General features: G+C 39.7%; 13 protein-coding genes. 5 read left to right on the forward strand and 8 right to left on the reverse strand.

Annotation, left to right across the window (positions count from 1 at the left end; translation table 11 throughout):
* Nucleotides 1-166: 166 nt before the first annotated feature.
* A complete protein-coding gene (locus tag AC0L7T_RS11210; protein ID WP_473342723.1) occupies nucleotides 167-1,687 on the reverse strand; it encodes a SusD/RagB family nutrient-binding outer membrane lipoprotein in 1,521 nt (506 codons plus the stop codon).
* Between the two features lie 11 nt (nucleotides 1,688-1,698).
* Nucleotides 1,699-4,860 (reverse strand): SusC/RagA family TonB-linked outer membrane protein, encoded by a 3,162-nt coding sequence (locus AC0L7T_RS11215; protein WP_473342724.1) that lies wholly within the window; start codon nucleotides 4,858-4,860, stop codon nucleotides 1,699-1,701.
* Between the two features lie 713 nt (nucleotides 4,861-5,573).
* Here AC0L7T_RS11215 and AC0L7T_RS11220 point away from each other — a divergent pair.
* Nucleotides 5,574-6,488 (forward strand): receptor L domain-containing protein, encoded by a 915-nt coding sequence (locus tag AC0L7T_RS11220; RefSeq protein ID WP_473342725.1) that lies wholly within the window; start codon nucleotides 5,574-5,576, stop codon nucleotides 6,486-6,488.
* Nucleotides 6,489-6,619: 131 nt separating this feature from the next.
* Nucleotides 6,620-7,447 carry a glycerophosphodiester phosphodiesterase family protein gene (locus AC0L7T_RS11225; protein WP_473342726.1) on the forward strand — a complete coding sequence of 276 codons (828 nt, stop codon included), beginning with the start codon at nucleotides 6,620-6,622 and terminating at the stop codon, nucleotides 7,445-7,447.
* Nucleotides 7,448-7,601: 154 nt separating this feature from the next.
* Here AC0L7T_RS11225 and AC0L7T_RS11230 read toward each other — a convergent pair whose 3' ends face one another.
* Together AC0L7T_RS11230 and AC0L7T_RS11235 are read right to left on the reverse strand one after the other, a co-directional pair.
* Nucleotides 7,602-8,384: a helix-turn-helix domain-containing protein gene (locus AC0L7T_RS11230; RefSeq protein ID WP_473342727.1), complete on the reverse strand. Its 783-nt coding sequence runs from the start codon at nucleotides 8,382-8,384 to the stop codon at nucleotides 7,602-7,604.
* A gap of 130 nt (nucleotides 8,385-8,514) precedes the next feature.
* Complete coding sequence (locus AC0L7T_RS11235) at nucleotides 8,515-9,372, reverse strand: ChaN family lipoprotein (RefSeq protein WP_473342728.1); 858 nt, start codon at nucleotides 9,370-9,372, stop codon at nucleotides 8,515-8,517.
* A gap of 208 nt (nucleotides 9,373-9,580) precedes the next feature.
* Here AC0L7T_RS11235 and AC0L7T_RS11240 point away from each other — a divergent pair, with 208 nt between their 5' ends.
* Both AC0L7T_RS11240 and AC0L7T_RS11245 read left to right on the forward strand, forming a co-directional pair.
* Nucleotides 9,581-10,033, forward strand: coding sequence for a hypothetical protein (locus tag AC0L7T_RS11240; protein WP_473342729.1), 453 nt, complete (start codon nucleotides 9,581-9,583; stop codon nucleotides 10,031-10,033).
* 139 nt (nucleotides 10,034-10,172) lie between these two features.
* Nucleotides 10,173-11,015: an oxygenase MpaB family protein gene (locus tag AC0L7T_RS11245; protein ID WP_473342730.1), complete on the forward strand. Its 843-nt coding sequence runs from the start codon at nucleotides 10,173-10,175 to the stop codon at nucleotides 11,013-11,015.
* A gap of 7 nt (nucleotides 11,016-11,022) precedes the next feature.
* On the opposite strand, the gene AC0L7T_RS11250 is transcribed toward AC0L7T_RS11245, so the two are convergent.
* From AC0L7T_RS11250 to AC0L7T_RS11265, 4 genes are all read right to left on the reverse strand, one after another.
* On the reverse strand, nucleotides 11,023-11,193 hold the full coding sequence (locus tag AC0L7T_RS11250) for a DUF5522 domain-containing protein (RefSeq protein WP_473342731.1): 171 nt from the start codon (nucleotides 11,191-11,193) through the stop codon (nucleotides 11,023-11,025).
* A complete protein-coding gene (locus tag AC0L7T_RS11255; RefSeq protein ID WP_473342732.1) occupies nucleotides 11,194-11,925 on the reverse strand; it encodes an SIMPL domain-containing protein in 732 nt (243 codons plus the stop codon).
* 217 nt (nucleotides 11,926-12,142) lie between these two features.
* Nucleotides 12,143-13,969, reverse strand: coding sequence for a RagB/SusD family nutrient uptake outer membrane protein (locus tag AC0L7T_RS11260; protein WP_473342733.1), 1,827 nt, complete (start codon nucleotides 13,967-13,969; stop codon nucleotides 12,143-12,145).
* A gap of 21 nt (nucleotides 13,970-13,990) precedes the next feature.
* Complete coding sequence (locus AC0L7T_RS11265; protein ID WP_473342734.1) at nucleotides 13,991-17,053, reverse strand: SusC/RagA family TonB-linked outer membrane protein; 3,063 nt, start codon at nucleotides 17,051-17,053, stop codon at nucleotides 13,991-13,993.
* Between the two features lie 820 nt (nucleotides 17,054-17,873).
* Here AC0L7T_RS11265 and AC0L7T_RS11270 point away from each other — a divergent pair.
* Nucleotides 17,874-18,503: a hypothetical protein gene (locus AC0L7T_RS11270; protein ID WP_473342735.1), complete on the forward strand. Its 630-nt coding sequence runs from the start codon at nucleotides 17,874-17,876 to the stop codon at nucleotides 18,501-18,503.
* The last annotated feature ends 9 nt before the right edge of the window (nucleotides 18,504-18,512 follow it).

Here is an 18,512-nt window from a genome sequence, read left to right on the forward strand (position 1 = left end):
ATGAATACGATTTTGCTACGAAATGGGATTAAATAAATTCAGCTTTACCTAAGACTTACCATGCCGATCGCTGGAAGCCAGTGCTTTCAAAAGGTAATACACATAGAAAAAGCCGGCAATTGTTGCCGGCTTTTGTCTTAATAGAATAAAGTTTTATTTATGGATGTTAATTTGGAGGGAATACATCTTGGAGTGGATGTCTGAAAGGTACACCTTCGCGTGCATCCCACCAAACTCGGGTCAACAATTCATTGCCACCCATTCTATCCGCTGCTGCTTTGACATTTGCCTCATTTTTGAGGTATTCGTCATTTGGATAGGTCAACCTTCTTGGTACCTGCCCATTTGTAACTCCCGCATCACTTCCAATCCATACCCTTGGATAGCCTGTTCTTCTAAATTCAGCCCATCCCTGATAGTGCTGGAAAAAGGTGGAAATGTACTTTTGTGTAACAATCTTTTCAAATTGCTCCTCCTGGGTACCAGCTAAAGTTCCTGTTGCCCCACCTAGAAAATCTAGTATAGCTGTTTCAGAAATCTCATATTGTTCCATAGAGGCTTGTACACCCAGACGGTATTGCTGGTTGGCATCTTCTCCGGTAATGCCTGCAAAGGCAGCTTCTGCCTTTAGGAAGAACACTTCGGCAGCATTCATCACGATTATATCATAGGTTTCCTCTTTTAATAAAGGGCCTACACTGGCCACCATTTCCTGTCCATAAGGTTCTTTTTCCTCCTGGAGTAATTGTATAGGTCTACCTCGGAAAGAGCCGGAACCGTCAAGTGCAGGACTGGCCAATACTGGCAATCTCGGATCGGCAGTGGGAATCATAACATCCATTATAGGGAATCCTACAAACATAGGGGTAGTGGCCGTCAATTCTCTGGTCCAGATATAATTGACATTGTTCGTGTTTTCTGATGAACTTGGTGGAAGGGTGCGCAATGAGGCATTTTCAGAATTTTCATCAATTAAAGGACTATTAATCACATCAGAAATATGTTCGGAAGCCAGCGTTGGACTTGCAAAGCGGGCCCTGATGGCGAGCCTAAAACGTAGGGAATTGGCGAATTTCTTCCAATTTTCCACATTTCCCTGGTATAGGATATCCGCATTACCGAAAGACAACTGATCTCCCTGGGCTCCCAATTGCGCTTCTGCTTCCTCCAGCTCTTTGAGCATGTCTATATAAATTTCTTCCTGTGTATTGTATACAGGCTGATTAATCACATTCTCGACTCCTTGGGCAGCTTCAAAGTAAGGGATGTCTCCATAAGCATCTGTAACCCAATGGTACAACCACACTTTCCAGATCCTGGCCATTGCGTTTTGGTCATTTTTCTGTGGATCGTCAGCAGTGAGGCGCATGACTTCACTGATGTTGATGATATAATCCCTGTAATAATTGAAAGGGGAAGTGTAATCCGCATTGGAGAAAATATTACCACTCGCCTGATTGGCAAAGTACCCTGAAAACTCTCCGATCGTCCCACTGTTATAGGACTCAAAGATGGAGCTCTTCAACACATTGGTAAAAATGGTCTTGGGTTGAATCTTCTCCTTCGTCAACAATGTTGGATCCGTATTGATGGCGTCAAAATCAGATGTACAAGCAAGGCTCATCATAAGCAGCACCAAAAGAGATGCAATGCTTTTACTCTTTATGTTTAATTTTATTATTTGCATAACTCAGTTGATTAGAAAGTCAAAAATAAGTTAAAACCCATGCTCCTGGTAGTAGGGAGGCCACGTGCTTCTACCCCCTGCGCCGCTGTGGAACTGTTAAAGGCTGTTTCAGGGCTGATGCCCATCAACTTAAATTCAGGATCACGGTACAGGTACAACAGGTTCCTTCCTACAATGGATAAGCGGGCATTGATAAATGGGGTCTTGCTTAAAAATCCTTTGCTGAAATTATAGCCAAAAGTAACTTCCCTTAAAGCCATATAATCAGCGTCGATGACCATGGTCTCAGCAATTCCTCCCCAAGGGCCCTGCTCGGCATAATATTGATGAGACAATAAGGAAATGTTATTTTCTGTAAATGTTCCGTCAGCATTTTCTATCAGACCATCCACAATAAGATCCTCCGTATCCCTTGCTTCTGTAAATTTCCCAGTGCCTTTGGCCATCTGATCATATTTACTGTAAGAATAAACCTGACCTCCTAATCTAAAGTCGAGCATTCCACTTAATACAAATCCTTTATAGGAAAAAGTATTGGTAATGCCACCTAGAAAATCTGGTTGAATATTTCCCAAAACAGTCATTTCGTCTGCTCTTTGCCATTTGCCAAGTTCTGATACCAAAATCCTGCCGTCCTCATTTCTCTTTTTAGCAAAGCCTACAATATTACCATAAGGTTGGCCTACTCTGGCCTCAATAGTTCCTGTGCCACTCAATAAGGTGTGACTGTTTATGCCCGGTGCCAGAGAGACAACTTCGGACCTGTTTCTAGATCCATTGATGCCCAAGTCCCAGGTAAAATCGCCTGCCTTTACCAGCTTGGCATTGATCATTAATTCCAAGCCTTGGTTACGGATTTCGCCTGCATTGATCAAACGAGTATTGAAACCAGTAGCTGCAGAGATCTCTACAGGAAGGATTTGATTTGTGGTTGATTGGGTATAATAAGTGAAATCAATTCCCAGCCTGTTGTCGAAAAACCTTAAATCCATGCCCAGCTCAAAAGAGGTGGTTAGCTCATTTTTCAAGTCTTCTAAGGGAACATTGCTTCGGATGGAAGCCAGGCGAAGGCCGTCGAAAGTTTGGGTACTCAAAGAATAGCCTGCTCTGGTCAAATAAGGATCGGCATCATTTCCTGCTTCTGCATAGGAGGCCCTAAACTTACCAAATGTTAAGATGGGGGAATCCATTTCCAGGAAGTCTGTAAAAGCGAAACTCGTACTAACGGAAGGGTAAAAGAAGGATTGATTTTCCACTCCTAAAGTAGAGGACCAATCGTTTCTTCCCGTAATATCAAGAAACAGGTAATTTCTAAATGCCAGTTGACTTTGAAAATAGACAGAATTCATTTGTTTTTGAATGCTATAATTACGTGGGAAAACCAAAGAGGCATTGTTGATGTGATACAAATCGGGAATGTCCAGGTTTTGACCACTTACTTGTACCACCTCTTGGTCTCGGTTCAAATGATTGGCTCCTATAGAAAGGGTACCGTTGAAATCACTGTTTAAATCCCCTGTAGCGGTCAGCAATACATCACTGTTTTCTTCCTTTACGCGCCACATGGTATTTCTTACCTGCCCATTAAGATTGGACCCTCCAGGAGTTCCCTGAGGAACCATTGCAAACCTGTTGTCAGTATAAAAATCTGTCCCGGTTCTACCTTGTATGCTCAGCCAATCAGTAAAATCATATTTTACCCTGGCCATGCCTATTACCCGGTCTCTGGTGTCATTGTTTTTGAATTTTTCAGTAATCCAATAGGGGTTATAAGGTGAGCCAGGCTTAAAACTTGACATAAGCCCATCAGCTCTGGTATGCTCCCTGAGCCAATCCAGGTCTATGCTTCTTGGCATCACTTCCAGGCTGGACTGTAAACTGCTGAAGCTGATTCCATTTTGAATTCGATTTTTGCCTTCTTGCCTCGTGTAGTTGATCTTTGCATCTACAAGCAGCTTTTCAGAAACCTGGTGAGATCCTCTTAGGGTGATGGTTTGCCGATCAAGGGTGTTGTTGGGTACAATACTCTTGTTGTTCATGTTTGAAAATGAAAGCCGTAAGGTACTGGTTTCATTTCCTCCAAACACAGAGACTGTATTGGTGCTTGTCGTTCCTGTCCTGTAAAATTTCTCAATATTGTCGGTAGGCTGGGCAGTGTATGGTTTTACTCCCCAATCTCTGGCATAATCATAAATAACAGGTCTTCCGTCCATAGCGCCTCCCCATTGGTCCAATAACCAACCGGGCCAAACCAAGGTTTCTTGCCCATCAATAACCTCTGTGCCAAAAGCACTGTAATTGTCATCATATCCACCTCCCCAGGTGTTTTGAAAGGTTGGGTTCACACTTGGTGTTTCGAAGGTGTAATTGGAATTGATTTCCACACCTATTCCCTGTCCTTTTTTTCCCGACTTGGTAGTGATCAAAATGACACCATTGGCTCCACGAGCACCATACATAGAAGCAGCACTTGGTCCTTTCAATACAGAAATGTTTTCTATGTCATCGGGGTTAATATTGCCTATTCCATCTCCATAGTCATAACCCGAGAAACTGGATGCAGGATCAAGGGTTTGATTGTCAATGGGTATACCGTCCACTACGTATAAGGGTTGATTGTTTCCTGTTAAAGAGCTGTTTCCACGGATGACCACATAGGAAGATCCACCGGGACCACCAGAGGTAGGGTTGACATGAACGCCTGCCACTTTCCCTTTGAGGGAATTGACCACATTGGGTTCTCTTGCCTGGGTCAATGCTTCGGTACTCACTTCCTGAACAGAATAACCCAAGGCCTTTTTCTCTCGCTTAATTCCAAAAGCAGTTACCACTACTTCTGAAAGTTCACTCACTTCAGGATCCAATAGTATATTGATTTCGGACCTGTTACCCACCTTTATGGTTTGTGGGGTATATCCGATACTTGAAATTATAAGAATCGATTCAGGTCCCTGAACAGATATACTGTAATGACCATTCACATCTGTCACTGTGCCCTGATTTGAGCTTTGACCACCCTGCAATAATAGGGTAGCACCAATAATTACCTGACCATCTTCCGAGGACGTTACCGTCCCCCGAACAATTGCATCCTGGGCTTTTACCTCTTCCAGAAAGAGGAGTAGAACAAATAAAAGGGAAACCAAGCCCTTAATACGTAAATTATTTTTCATAAGTAATGTGTTTAAATTAAAAGAAAATCAAACAAAATATAATATGGTTTTTATGATTAAATAATTACATTAAATATAATAAATACAAATAAATAATTAATGTATACTATAATATTTTTATATAATGGTTTAATGCCATCTAAAAAGTGGTATAAGCTATGATTATCTTTTTAGTATAAAATGGATATAGAAATTAATTTTTATGTTAATGAAAAATGTAAAGAATTTTTGCCCTAGGTGAAAAGATAACCTGCTTCTGGGGATGAGGATTTGGGTCTATATTGAAGTTGAAAAATCACCAATGAATGCCGAATAGAGGTAGTTTATTTATTGCTGAATTTTGTACACATTTATGCCAAAAGGGACATTATTAACGCTAAAATATTTGGGTAATGTTTCCTACGTTAAGGCAAATTATTTTATAAAATTTTAACTTGAAATATCCCAATAACTTGATTGCTTCCCTTTCCACTGACAATAGTCAGGATAGGCATTGTCTCTGACTATTGTCCGAGAGGGAAAAATTTATTGTAAAATCCCATTTAACTCTCTATAGAATTAGCGTTTAGCAAAATTGGATCATTGTCCCTATTTTTCCATGTCTTCGAATTTGGGTTTAATTTTATTTCTGGTGATGACTATTCTGCTGAATCTATCGAAAGTAATAAGAACGGCATGAGAAGCGTTAAGAAACAGATAAGTATCGATAAGGAATGAATGGAGATTCAAAAGGAATGCTTCATGAATTGTTTAATGCCGATAGGAGCCAATTTGGAAAACACTTGGAGTCTTCCAGAAATACAATGGAAATCAATGCAAGTCTCAATAAGAACGAATACTTTGGCCTAAACATTAAAATCCATTACTTTTGCCTCATTAAATTGCATGATATGAGAAAACCATTGTTTTTGGCCTATTTATTTTTGATCCTCGCTTGTACGGAAGAAGAAGTGCCTTCACAGCCCGTAGTTTATGAAGGGAACCTGGAAGTGCGTTCTCTTTCAGATCTTGAGGACATTGCTGAGAAAGGTTATACGAAAATAAATGGCGTTCTGGCCATTCATTATACCGATGAAGTGGAGGACTTGTCCCACTTGAAAAGTCTTCAGGAAGTGGCAGGACTTATCATTCGGTACAATGATAATCTCCAAAGCTTAAAAGGCTTGGAGAACATAAAAACAATTGATTTTTTGGAAATTGAAAGCAACCTTGAGTTAAAGGAATTGACAGGTTTGGGAAATTTGCAAGCTGTTTCAAGGATACTGTCGATCAAAGACAATGACAAATTGATTTCCTTAGAAGGCTTAAAAGCCTTGACATCCTTGAACGAGCAATTTGTGCTTTTTGATAACCTATCTCTGACCAATCTAAATGGGCTGGAAAAATTACAGGAAGCCAATCAAGTATTGATCACCAATAATATTAACCTGATAACATTGGATGGTTTAGATAACTTAAGCAAATCTGCTGATATAAGGGTTTATTCTAATGATTCCCTTGTGGACTTATGTGCGTTGGTGAATTTCGTAGCGCAAAAGGGAGAAGAGGATACCTTTATCGCTCAATTGAATGCTTATAACCCTACATTGGAGGATTTTGCAAATAATAAATGTGCCATGGAGCCATAGATTATAATTCATTGCTGTTCCCGGTTAAGTCCTCTGATGACTTTATGATTTTTTTAAAAAAAAATAATGGCCTGCTTTTACCTTTTGAGGTATAGCTAGGTGTTACTTTACTAATAGATTAAAAAAAACCTATGCACCTGAATTTAAAAAGGATTTTTGCGCCATTTTTATTGTTTTTCTTGTTCATCCAATTGGGACAGGCCCAAGTCGATGAGATTAAAGACAAGTTTCTTAATTCGTATGATTTGATGGTGATCGCACATCGGGCAGCCAATCAAAATTTCCCGGAAAATAGTATCATCGCTATCGAAGAAGCTATCCGCATGGGAGTAGACATTATAGAACTTGACATCAGGGTGACTGCTGACGGTGTAGTGGTTTTGATGCATGATCAGACCATAGACCGAACCACCACTGGTACCGGAGATGTTGAAACATTGGATTATAGCTATTTGCAAACCTTGCATTTGTTGCATAAAAATGCACCAACAAAGGAAAAAATCCCTACACTGGAAGAAGCTTTAAAAGTAACTAAAGGCCGTATTATGGTGGACATGGACATGAAAACAGATAAGGTGGAAGAGGTGCTTGAGGTGGTTAATGCCATGGATGTATCGGACGAATTACTATTTTTTGATTCAGACTGGGATGTATTGGCCGTTTTTCAAGAAAGGATTCCAGATGCTTTTATCATGCCTAGAACTTACAAAACAAGAGAGATAAAAAAGGCCGTAAAGAAATTCAATCCTCGGGCAGTGCATATTGACCCGAGTTTTTATACACCCAAAACAGTGGCAGTCGCCAAGAAATACGGAGTGAGACTTTGGATCAATGCATTGGGTGATATTGATAGAAAAATGCTAGCCAATCCCGACCAAGAATGGGCCAGAGAATGGCTTGACAAAGGAGCAACAATGGTACAAACTGATGTGCCTAGTTTTTGGACACAGTTGAAGTAAGAAGGGCTTCCAATCATCGAAAGTGCGGCAATGTTTTATTTGCCGCACTTTTTTTGTTTAAGCCAGGTAACTGGCCAAACCAATAATAGCCCCCATTCACTTTTTTTATGTAGTTCAGCTTAACCCTTTTAAATAAGTCTGTGAATATCGATTCTTATGCCCCTTGATTCCGGATTTTATCATAAGCGCGGTACAAGATCACAAGGGCTAGCACCTCACTTACTGCCAGCAAGACCAATCCCAGTAAGGTAAAAACAACAGATATAAAAGCCAAACCGGTCAGTATGCCTACAATTCCGGCAGCCAATGCCATGTTGCCAAATTCCTTTTGATACTTGACCAGCCCGTAACCAAAAACAAGGTAAATGCTGCCGAAAACGATGGCTTCGCCGGCCATCACTGCCATGGCATTGGTATCATTGATATGAAACAAGTACAGGTCCGCGACAATACAGATCACAATTCCAGCGATCCCTAGTAATGAAGCCGGTTTTATCCAGTTATTTTCCCAGAGACTACCTACCTGATAAAAACCAAGCATAAAGCAGGAATAGAAAAATAGTATGCCCAGTTTGACCAGGGAATATTCCCATGGAGAAATATCAGCATCCATGGAAACGGTCAGCTGATAGTCCATAAATCCCTCCCAGAAAGCCAATAAAAAATACACCAAACCGCTGATGAAAGCCAATATTATCCATTGTGCCGCTTTCTTGGCGCCTTTTGGAACGGTAGCTTTTGTCTGCCATTGGTCGATATCGATGTCAAGCGCTGCAAAGATCGAGCGAATCGTATGTCCTCTGGGGGTGACTTCTCCTGCCTCTATCCGTTGGATCGTGCGCACATTGATATTACAACGAGCGACCAGTTCTTCCTGTGTCAGTCCGTTGGCTTTTCTAAGCTCAAGTATTTTCTTTCCTAATTGGGGTTGTTCCATGGTTATTGCCTATTTAATTTCTGTTGCAATGTCTGTTAAAAATCAATGAATCAGCCTGTATTTGCAACGGATTTGACCCGACATTTGCCCGACATTAGGCTTAGATTGCCAGAAACAATGCAAAATACCATTAATTCGTCAGGATGATAAAATCAGCGAATGCTTTGTTTGTGCTCCAATCTTTAGTTGCCCCTTCTGGTGAAGCAAAGCAAGAAATGGTAATGACCTTTATTTTTCGTTTCCTTTTTATCAATTCCGAGAGGGTCCCAAGTCGCTCATCACTATGAAACCTGCCTGTCAGGTGAAGGATTTTGATGTTATGGTTTCTGCGATATGCCTTTAATATACTTTCTGCCATGGTAGCATCTCTTAGGAGTTGGGCATGAAAAACTGTAGGCCCCATGCTATGGGCATGTGCGCCCATTGCTGCATTGAATTTCGCGAGGTAGGCATCGTCTTTTTCAGGGATTTTCACTTTTGCATACAGATGACTGGCTTTTCTGTCCAGTTGGTTTAGAGAGCCAAGCCCTTTCCGGCTGACCATGTTTGCATACCTGCCAGGTACATTTGCTGCGATTACTTTTTGATCACGATCCTTTGCCAAATTTACCAAAGGAGCATAATCCGAATAATTGCTCCAGGCTTTTCCTGCATGGATTAGTTTGCTTTCTGTAATCAGTCCTGCCAAGTATTCATCCAAAACCATTTGCACATCTCTTTCAAACATCTCCAAACTTAGGCTCACGGATTCATGGTTCTCCAACAAGCCCTTGTACAACTGGTATTGGAGTACATGCCCTAAACTGTCATCATGTTCCTCGCCAAAAACAATCACATCAGCACTGTTGATTTTATTTACCAATACATCAAGGGTCAACTCATTTCCTGTTGCCGTCTCGTAAATTGTATAGTCCCCCTGATGGATGTTTTTGGTAGGAACTACGGTTTGTAATAGGAGTAAAAATAGGGTAGGGATGGAGAGACACATTTAAGGAGAATTAAGAAAGATAAATTAAAATAGCTGTATGGTTTTCAAATTAGTACCGATCTGGTAAAATTTGAAATAAAAGCAGGGGAATTTCCGGTTTAAAGCTTAATGTAAGGGATGTTTTAACTGTTCTATACAACATTTTTTAAATCAATCTCGTCTTAGATTTATATTTATTTCAACATATCTTTCTCAAATTTATTCAAAGATGATCAAAAAAGGGATGATTGCACTCCTATTAATTCTGGGAGCTGTTCAGATAGAGGCAAAAGCCCAACAAGAATTCAAAATTGTTACCGTTGTAGAATCTATTGTACCTATGGGTATTGGGAGGTCTCGAATTATTGATAGCCAGTCGGAAAATAATTATGAAAAATTCACCACTGATAGGACAGATGGAAAGAAAAGTAACCAAAAGGAAATTAAGAGGTCCGATATTAAAGTTGATGAACTGGAAGAAACCAAGCTGCTAAACTTTTTTAGTGCCACTGGTATTAATTTTCAAAACATTGCCTCTAATGATGCAGTAATTGCTTCTAAAATCAATACCATGTTGGCTGATGGTTGGAAACTCACCTTTGTCGCAAGTGGAGTAGAGAGCAATGCAGGAGCGGATGATGGAAAAGGCATTTATATTACCCGTTTGTTTTTCTCCAGGTAGCCTATTCTACCTCGGCAATAGGAGTAAAGAAGGATGAATTGAATAATTTTCCTTTTTTACTACTGTAAAAATGGCTCCAGCCTTAATTTAACAGGAATAACTTTTCAGAATTCCGGCCTTAATTGTACATTTAGGATAGATGTCTAATAAGCCTTTTACCAAAGAAATAGAGAAGCTGGATCCAAAGGAGGATTTTGAAAAAATCTGCTTTTTACTTACTTATCATTGCTTCCCATGGGACATGGAGAAGGCATTGGAATTTGCCTTGTTCAGAACTTTTGCTGTTCCGTCCGTTTCCCGTTTGCTCGCTGCTACGGGTGCGTTTATCAAGCATACGCGCAAACGCTACGATGATACGGAGCTTCTGTTGTACGAAATTCTGGAAAACGGAATGGACAGTGAACGAGGAACAACAGCAATTGACAGGATCAATAACATGCATGGCAGGTACAAAATTGCGAATAGAGATTACCTCTATGTGCTTTCCACCTTTATTTTTGAACCGATTCGCTGGATGGATCAATGGGGCTGGAGGCCTTTCTCTACTAAAGAAAAAGAAGCCATACTTTACAATTATCAAATATTGGGTGAAAAGATGCATATCACTGATATTCCCCAAACGCTTGCTGAATTTGAAGCGTTTAACCTGGCTTATGAGCAACAGCATTTTGAATTTCAGGAATCCAATGCCATAATAGGCAATAAAACGCTTGATCTTCTGCTGGGTTTTTATTTACCTACATGGTTGTTTCCAGTTGGCAAGCCGGTAGCATTGTGTCTGATGGATGCACCTTTAAGGGATGCAATGGGGTACAAGAAGCCGCCCAACTGGTTAATAAAAACCATAAAGCAATCCATGGTTTTTCGTGGAAGGTTGCTGAGATGGTTACCAGAAAGGAAAAAGCCAATTTTAGGCACACTTCGTAAACGGAAAACCTATCCACAAGGATATAAAGTTGAGGAATTAGGGACTTTTAGGTAAATAGCGATTATTGTTTCAAATCCTTTGCTGGGTAAGGACAATGTCTGCAACCGCTACCACAGCATTTCCCTCGGAGTAGATGATAGTCTTTGGTGAAGACCATTAAACCACCTTCAAAATAGTAATGCACCCCTTCCTTAAGAAGGTGGGGTGGAGGAAGCTTGTTTTCTTTTGGCATTTATTTGATGCTGTAATCCAGCTTCATGGTAATAGAAGCAGTTTTTGCTTTAGCAGAGGTATTAAACGTTCCTCCCCAAGAGTAGTCTTCTCCCGAATTTTGACCTGTAATCTGGAATATACCCATATTGGCGGATATCAAATTACTAATCGTTGCCCCAGAATTTTTAGCGATCATCTCCGCCCTTAGTTTTGCATCCTCGGTAGCTTTAGAGATTAATTCAATTTTCAAATCAGCCAACTGCGTGTAGTAATAGCGAGGTGCCTGAGAATAAAATTGAATTTCCTTATTGAGCAATTCGGTGATTTCTCTGGCCGTTTTCTCCACCTTTTCCACTTCTCTGGATTCGATGGTGATTGTTTGACTTAGAATATAACCTAAAAAGGTGTTGCCCATAAATCCCCCCTGATTGTTGTATTCTGCGCGGGTATTTTGACGGGTTTTTACGGCACTAAAAACAATTTCTTCTTTGGCAATTCCTTTGGAATTGAGGTAGGCTGTAACTATCTGTCGGTCTTTTTCAAGACCTGAGTAAGCATCCCCAAGGCTAAGTGCCTCTTTTTCAAATAGACCTTCCCATACGATAAGGTCTGAGACAAAGTCAGTTTCACCCAGGCCAGTTACCGTAATTTTAGCCGGAGCCTGGTTTCGTTTCCAGTAGGCATTGCCTAGAACAATGGCAGAAACAACCATTGCGATGGCAAAAATGACTGCTGTAAGATGCTGTTTCATAGGGAAGGTTTTTATTTACTAAAGGTATACGGGATACAGACACAAAATTATGTAATAATTGCTGATTTGTTTTGAGTCTTTCTAGCCTTCCATGATAAAAAAAGCGGTGAGCGTTCTCAGTTTTCAGCTTTACTGAATTCCTCGTACGCCCACCGCTTGTATTCTTCAGGGATAATCTAGGCTATATTAGCCAAAATTATTCCTTATAAACTTGTTCTTAATAACCTGGGTTTTGCACCAGTTGAGGAGCTCTGTTCAACTCGTCTTGTTGAATTGGAACCCAGTATAGTTTTTCTGAAAAGTTTCTTTTAGGAGCTGCAGATATTTTTTTCCAGGTGGTAGTTGTAACACCATCTTCTGTAACTTCTTTGATATCTACCCCATAAAGGTCAGGAGCAAAATTTTCTTCCAATAATTTCCACCTTCTGGTGTCAAACCAACCCACATTTTCAGAGAAGAACTCTACCTTTCTTTCATACCTTAAGGCTTCCATGATATCTCCCGTAAAATCCGGTAAGGCTACCCGATTACGGATCATGTTGATATAAGTAGTAGCCGTTTCGGTATCTCCCAATTCCAGAGAGGCTTCAGCATAATTCAATAGTATTTCCGCATAACGAATCCATACAAAGATGTTTTCATTGGCCATGTCTCTACCAATAATCTCATCGTCCATGAATTTTTTCATCACGTATCCGGTATAATTCCCATTGGAAGGAGATAGTGGGCCTTGTCTGGTATCCAAACCGAAACGTTCGCTTATAACAACACCGTTTTCGATTACTGTCCTCGTTCTCCTTTCGTAGATTCCAAGTGGATCTATTTGAGCTAAATCATCAAATCTTGGCTGAAAAACAGCGCTGTCATATAAGATACTGCCATAGAATCTAGGCTCCCTATGCTTATAAGGACTTTCATCTGTAAAATCTGATGAGACATTGATGTATTCATCATTGGCATTAAAATGAAAATGGTCAAAGAAATCTGTGCCATCAGCCATTTGGTAGCTGTCCACAAAATTTCCATAAGGAGCATTGTTTCCATGACAAGATAAACCGTTGAGGCCATTTCTTAGGTTGGTGTTAATCCTAGGGCCATCATCTGCTCTGTGCATTTTTCCCCAAATAACTTCAGGGTTTGATAAATCTCTGGCTTTAAAGAAAGCAAAGTAATTATAAGCAGCAGTCTCCTGATCCGGTGCTCCAAAATCTGCTAAAAAGACAGTTCCGAAATCTATTAAATCTTTTGCCGCATCTCTAGCAGCAGTCCACAGTTCCTGCCTGTTAGGATTCGCATAACCTACATATTCATTCACAGCAGTTCCATCTGCCGTTAAATCACTGGCTGCAAATAACAACATCCTGGATTTAAGCGCCATCGCGGTTTCTTTGGTAGCCCTGCCCATTTCCATTTCGCTTTTCACCAACAATAAATCGGCAGCAGCATCTAAATCCTTTACAATAAAGTCAATGGTTTCTTCAAAAGTGCTTCGCAAGTATCCGGAAAAGTCTTCCCCCAATTTAGCAGGAGTGTCCAATAAAGGAACACCTCCGTAGGATCTGCAAATATCACTGTAAAATACAGCTCGAAGGAAAATTGCTTCTCCTTTTAAGACATTTACTTCTGATTGGATTCTTGGTTTTTCTGAATCAGGATAAGCATCCGGTAAAGCATCAATCTGGGAAAGAAACAAATTTAGCTTGTGGATATTGGAATAATGTTGCCAGGTTAAATGTCCCCTGTCAATACCTGGATTTCCAGCACTGATGGTTCCTCTACCATAGTCAGTCAACTCAGCCCCCTTTGTCATTGTGGTTTCCCCCACAAATAGACCTGTCTGGTAGCCATGGCTCCTTTGGTTCCATCCATATTCCACACTGTTGTAAAGATCGTTAAGGTAGTATTTTACCAGGTTTATGTCCGACCAAACTACAGGGTCAGAATAGCTGTCAAGGGGAGACCTCTCCAGTAAATCATCGTTGCAAGAGAAGCTTCCAAGCAGCAAAGCAACTACTATTGTCAGTTTACTTATATTTGTTTTCATAACGTAATGTTTTTTAATCAATTAAAAGGAGATTTGAGCACCAACTGAAACAACTCGCATAATTGGGTAAGCTCCCATACCACTTACTTCTGGGTCCATGATATCATTCCCCGAATAAATCAACCAAAGGTTTTGGCCTGATGCATAAACTTTAGCTGACTCAATACCTACAAAATCAAGTACACTACTAGGTACCCTATAATTGATCTGTAAATTTCTTAGCCTGGCATAAGATACATTGGCATAGTTATAATCTGTAACATGGTTACTTCTCCAGTATTCTTCCAACCATTGGTAAGCACGTGGTTTTGTAGCATCAATATTCTCAGGTGTCCATCTGTCTTCAGCGTCATATTGGAAGTAATTGCCAGCAGTTCCAGAACGTAAATCATCGTAAATCCCGCGAATAGCATTGCCATGTCCCTGTACAAGAGCCGTTACCTCCCAATTTTTGTAAGAAAAATTAAGGTTCAAGCCAAATGTAATTTCAGGTGTTGTTGTCAAAGGAAACAATTGGCGATCATCTGTGGTGATTTCTCCATCGTTATCAAAATCCTCAATGATAATGTCGCCAGGTCTAGCACCAGCGATGTGTGGCATAGAATTCACTTGTTCCTCGTCTCTAAAGATACCGATTGAATTGTACAGAAGTAAGGCACCTTGTGGATGGCCTGTTCTTACTTGCCATGGAACTGGACGTTCTGGTTCATCAGATTCAATGATTCTATTGCGTGCAAAAGCAAAATTACCTGAAACACCATAACCGATGTCACCTTTTTGGTCATCATAGCTCATGATCACTTCAAGCCCATAATTGTCTACTACACCAAAATTTTCATCAGGTAAAGAAAGACCTACGAAACGAGGTATAGAAACATCTCTCTGTACCAAAATATCACTCCTTCTTTCGTAAAAGAAATCTGCATCGAAACCTAACTTGGTATCAAATAAAAGTGACTCCCAACCTATGTTGAAGATACTCGCTTTTTCCCAGGTTATATTGGGGTTAGGAATTCCTTGTTGTCTTAGACCTGGAAGGTATGCTTTGTTTTCACCCAAAGCGAGTCCTTGTACAAAACCGTAGCTAGCCAAATATTGGAATGGAGAAACCAAATCATTCCCCATTTGTCCCCAGGTGGCCTTTAATTTAAATTGGTCGATTAAACCCAAATTGTTCTTCCACCAATCGTATTCAGATGGACGCCATCCTGCCAAAACAGAAGGGAAATTACCCCAACGACCTGCTTCTTTGGAGAAGTTAACTGATCCATCTCTCCTAAAACTAAATTGGAACAAGTAAATTTCTTTGAAATTATAACTGATTCTACCAAAATAATTTTGTCTGGCACCAAAACTTACCGATCCTGAATTGTCTTTTTCTGCATCACCTCCGGCAAATAAGTAGGGGAGTTGATCAGATACAAAATACCGTCTGTAAGCATTGAAGTTTTCCTGAAACCCTTCATTTTGCTCATAAGCCATAAAGGCATCAACATTATGTACTTCGTTAAATGTTTTGGTATAATCAATTTTAAAATTGAAAGTACTGGTGTTAGAATAGTTTGAATAATCCGTTAGTCTAGGCTCTGGTGGGCCTTTCTGACTGCCAATGATATAATCTGATCCATCCTCAACTCCAGTATTCCCATCCGCCAAATAAGCTTCTTCATTGAAGCTATATAAGGTGAAAGGCTTTTGGAACAACTTTCTTTTTTGAAAATACAGGTCATACGCAAAATAACTGGATGCTGACAACCCTTCTACCCATGGGATTCTAAGTTTTGCAGAGAAGATATTATTGCTTCGGAATTGTTTGTCATCATCAAAACCTGTTTGGTCTGAGGCCATTACCATAGGTTGGTAACCAAATTCGATATCAGGTCCTGGCAATCCATTGGGATATACGGCATGATTGGTTGGGTACATTCTTCGGATGGTCTGAAACATACTAGAAGTGGACATTCCAGAATACATTCTGTTTTCCTGAATTCCTGAGATGTCTACACCTAAATCCAAATACGCATTGATTTTGAAATCAACATTTGCCCTTAAATTGTACCTTTTATAAGAGGTATTGGAATTGGTATAAATACCATCATCCGCCTGCGTACCAAACGAAGTGAAATAACTCACTTTTTCTCCACCACCTGTAACAGATAAGTTATGGTGATCGGTGCTACTGAAGTCTCTTAATGCTACTTCGTTCCAATCTGTGTTGGGATGGGTCCAGGGGTAATCTCCTGATCTGTATTTCTCTACATCTTCTAAAGAAAAAAGCATGTTGGATTCATCCACTCCACGATAAGACTGGTTTTCTCTGATCATGGTAGCATAAGTTGCCGCATCTGCCATTTCAGGTAATTTGGTTGGAGAAAGCCATCCTTTATAAAAACCATAAGTGATTCTAGTAGGGGTGTCTTTCTGCCCTCTTTTTGTGGTTACAAGGATTACGCCATTGGCAGCTCTTGCACCATAAATACCAGCGGAGGCATCTTTAAGAACGGTTATACTCTCAATGTCATTGGGGTGAAGGGAATTTAAGTCTCTTCCTATAATACCATCAATAACCACCAAAGGTGAATTGTTGCCTAATGTAGCATTCCCCCTGATTCTGATGCTTGCCTGGTCTTTTCCAGGCTCACCACTACTCTGCATAAATACAGCCCCAGGAAGCCTACCTGCTAATGCATTGGAAACCGAACCTACCGGAGCAGCAGAAATCTCATCAGCACTAACGGTAGTAACTGAACCAATTACATTTACTCTTTTCTGAGTACCGTACCCGACCACGACCACTTCATCTAAAGAAGAGATGTTTTCAGATAAAACGACATCGATGATGCTTTGGTCACCTACTTTAATGGATTTTGAATTAAAACCTATAAAGGAGAATACCAAGGTGGATTGCTCTGGAACAGAAAGAGAATAATTGCCATCAAGGTCGGTCGCTGTTCCAATATTGGTACCTGGAATGGATACTGTTACTCCGGGAATAGGTTCTCCACTTTCATCGGTAACCTTACCATTAATAGTTACATCTACCATGGCCTTCACTGTGGTGGAAGGCTGCTTCGTCGTGGCCATTGCCGGATGTAAGCATACCAATTGTGATACTAAAATGAGTACACAATACAGGGGTATCCTGCGAAATTTAAAATGTTTCCTTTTTTTCATTGTGTTGATTGGGTAAATTTTAAGTATAGAAATATTGATTTAGTTTTTAAAATTCGTTTACTGGCCAAAAAATATTATTGAACTTTTTTGGGAATTATACTGAGAAAAAAATAGAGAGGTTTTTGTTGGAACTAGATTAATACGTAAAACTACGTTTATCAAAGCAATATAATATTATTAAAAAGACAAAACATATAAGTTTCTATTTTATTGTAGAAAAAATATTTTGTTTCTTTAAATAATTATATTTAAATATAATTGTTCTATTTCCATTTACCTTTAATTATTAGGATGATTTTTTAAATTGGGTTGCAATTAAATGGATGTCAGCGGATTGAATTCAAAATTTAAAAGTTGGTAACTTTTTACCTAGGTAAGGGCTGTAACGATAACTCTTAATAATTAAAATAATTTACTGAATAGCCTACCTAGGGCTATATCGCGGCTGGCAAAGATTTGTTTATTTAGGCGTAGGTGCAAAAATTAACAAACCCTAAAGGACCTGTTTTTGGTTTAACTAAAGTCTGAATAGACTATAGGCTGAGAGGCTGCTATATGTTTCCTTAGCGCTTTGTCAATTCCTACGAACCACTGCTTCTTCTGAAGCAGTTCTTATTTCACTCCTTGTATATTTTACTATTAATAACATGATTTTAATCATATTAACACCTTCTTAATGTCAATTCGACTACGGATTTACAAGCGTAACTTTGTAGAAAATAAAAGGTATATGCAAACCAAGCTAGATACACAATTTGCTTTCCCAAGCGAATTAATTACTGCACATCAAGAAATCCCAATACCAGAAGATTTCGAGAAAAGTGTTGGTGAGGGAGCATGCAAGAAACAATTTCATTTAGCCACCCAACCGGTACTTTATACGGCACATTTACCTAAAATTCTAGATTGGCTACACAAGTTGGAGCAGCCAAGTCCTTTGGAAAAAAATCCATGCGAAATTCCAGTACTACTTTATGATAGCGCGCTTTCTTTTGACCGCCTTCTTTTTCACTATGATGGAAGTCCTGCGTCAGCTAAGATTATTAAACAATTCTTGAATTTATTCGCTAATAACCTTCAAAACAGTAAAGCCACCATTATATCCCCTGCTTTTATCCCCAAATCAAAATTAAAAGAAGAACAGGAAATAATACAGGAAGTAACCAATTGTACCTCTGAAACCTCCTTCATTAAATTTAATTTCAATAGAATCGGAGATTTCTGGTCTTATGCAGTCAAACAACAGGTAACCGTGTTAGTAACTACTAAAAATAATCAAGCCGATTTGGCCAAGGTTCTGTTTCACTTTTATAAAGGAGGACTGTGGTACGAGAAATTATCATTTTATCTGGCTTTATAAATTATTGTT

The sequence above is a fragment of the Cyclobacterium sp. 10D3-21 genome (assembly GCF_055809755.1).

What these genes read in the sequence shown, in the direction of transcription:
- AC0L7T_RS11240 (WP_473342729.1), top strand. Translation starts at nt 9,581, where the DNA reads ATGATCAAAAAAGGGATGATTGCACTCCTATTAATTCTGGGAGCTGTT.
- AC0L7T_RS11265 (WP_473342734.1), bottom strand. Translation starts at nt 17,053, where the DNA reads ATGGCCACGACGAAGCAGCCTTCCACCACAGTGAAGGCCATGGTAGAT.
- AC0L7T_RS11210 (WP_473342723.1), bottom strand. Translation starts at nt 1,687, where the DNA reads ATGCAAATAATAAAATTAAACATAAAGAGTAAAAGCATTGCATCTCTT.
- AC0L7T_RS11225 (WP_473342726.1), top strand. Translation starts at nt 6,620, where the DNA reads ATGCACCTGAATTTAAAAAGGATTTTTGCGCCATTTTTATTGTTTTTC.
- AC0L7T_RS11245 (WP_473342730.1), top strand. Translation starts at nt 10,173, where the DNA reads ATGTCTAATAAGCCTTTTACCAAAGAAATAGAGAAGCTGGATCCAAAG.
- AC0L7T_RS11255 (WP_473342732.1), bottom strand. Translation starts at nt 11,925, where the DNA reads ATGAAACAGCATCTTACAGCAGTCATTTTTGCCATCGCAATGGTTGTT.
- AC0L7T_RS11220 (WP_473342725.1), top strand. Translation starts at nt 5,574, where the DNA reads ATGAATGGAGATTCAAAAGGAATGCTTCATGAATTGTTTAATGCCGAT.
- AC0L7T_RS11230 (WP_473342727.1), bottom strand. Translation starts at nt 8,384, where the DNA reads ATGGAACAACCCCAATTAGGAAAGAAAATACTTGAGCTTAGAAAAGCC.
- AC0L7T_RS11260 (WP_473342733.1), bottom strand. Translation starts at nt 13,969, where the DNA reads ATGAAAACAAATATAAGTAAACTGACAATAGTAGTTGCTTTGCTGCTT.
- AC0L7T_RS11250 (WP_473342731.1), bottom strand. Translation starts at nt 11,193, where the DNA reads ATGCCAAAAGAAAACAAGCTTCCTCCACCCCACCTTCTTAAGGAAGGG.
- AC0L7T_RS11215 (WP_473342724.1), bottom strand. Translation starts at nt 4,860, where the DNA reads ATGAAAAATAATTTACGTATTAAGGGCTTGGTTTCCCTTTTATTTGTT.
- AC0L7T_RS11235 (WP_473342728.1), bottom strand. Translation starts at nt 9,372, where the DNA reads ATGTGTCTCTCCATCCCTACCCTATTTTTACTCCTATTACAAACCGTA.
- AC0L7T_RS11270 (WP_473342735.1), top strand. Translation starts at nt 17,874, where the DNA reads ATGCAAACCAAGCTAGATACACAATTTGCTTTCCCAAGCGAATTAATT.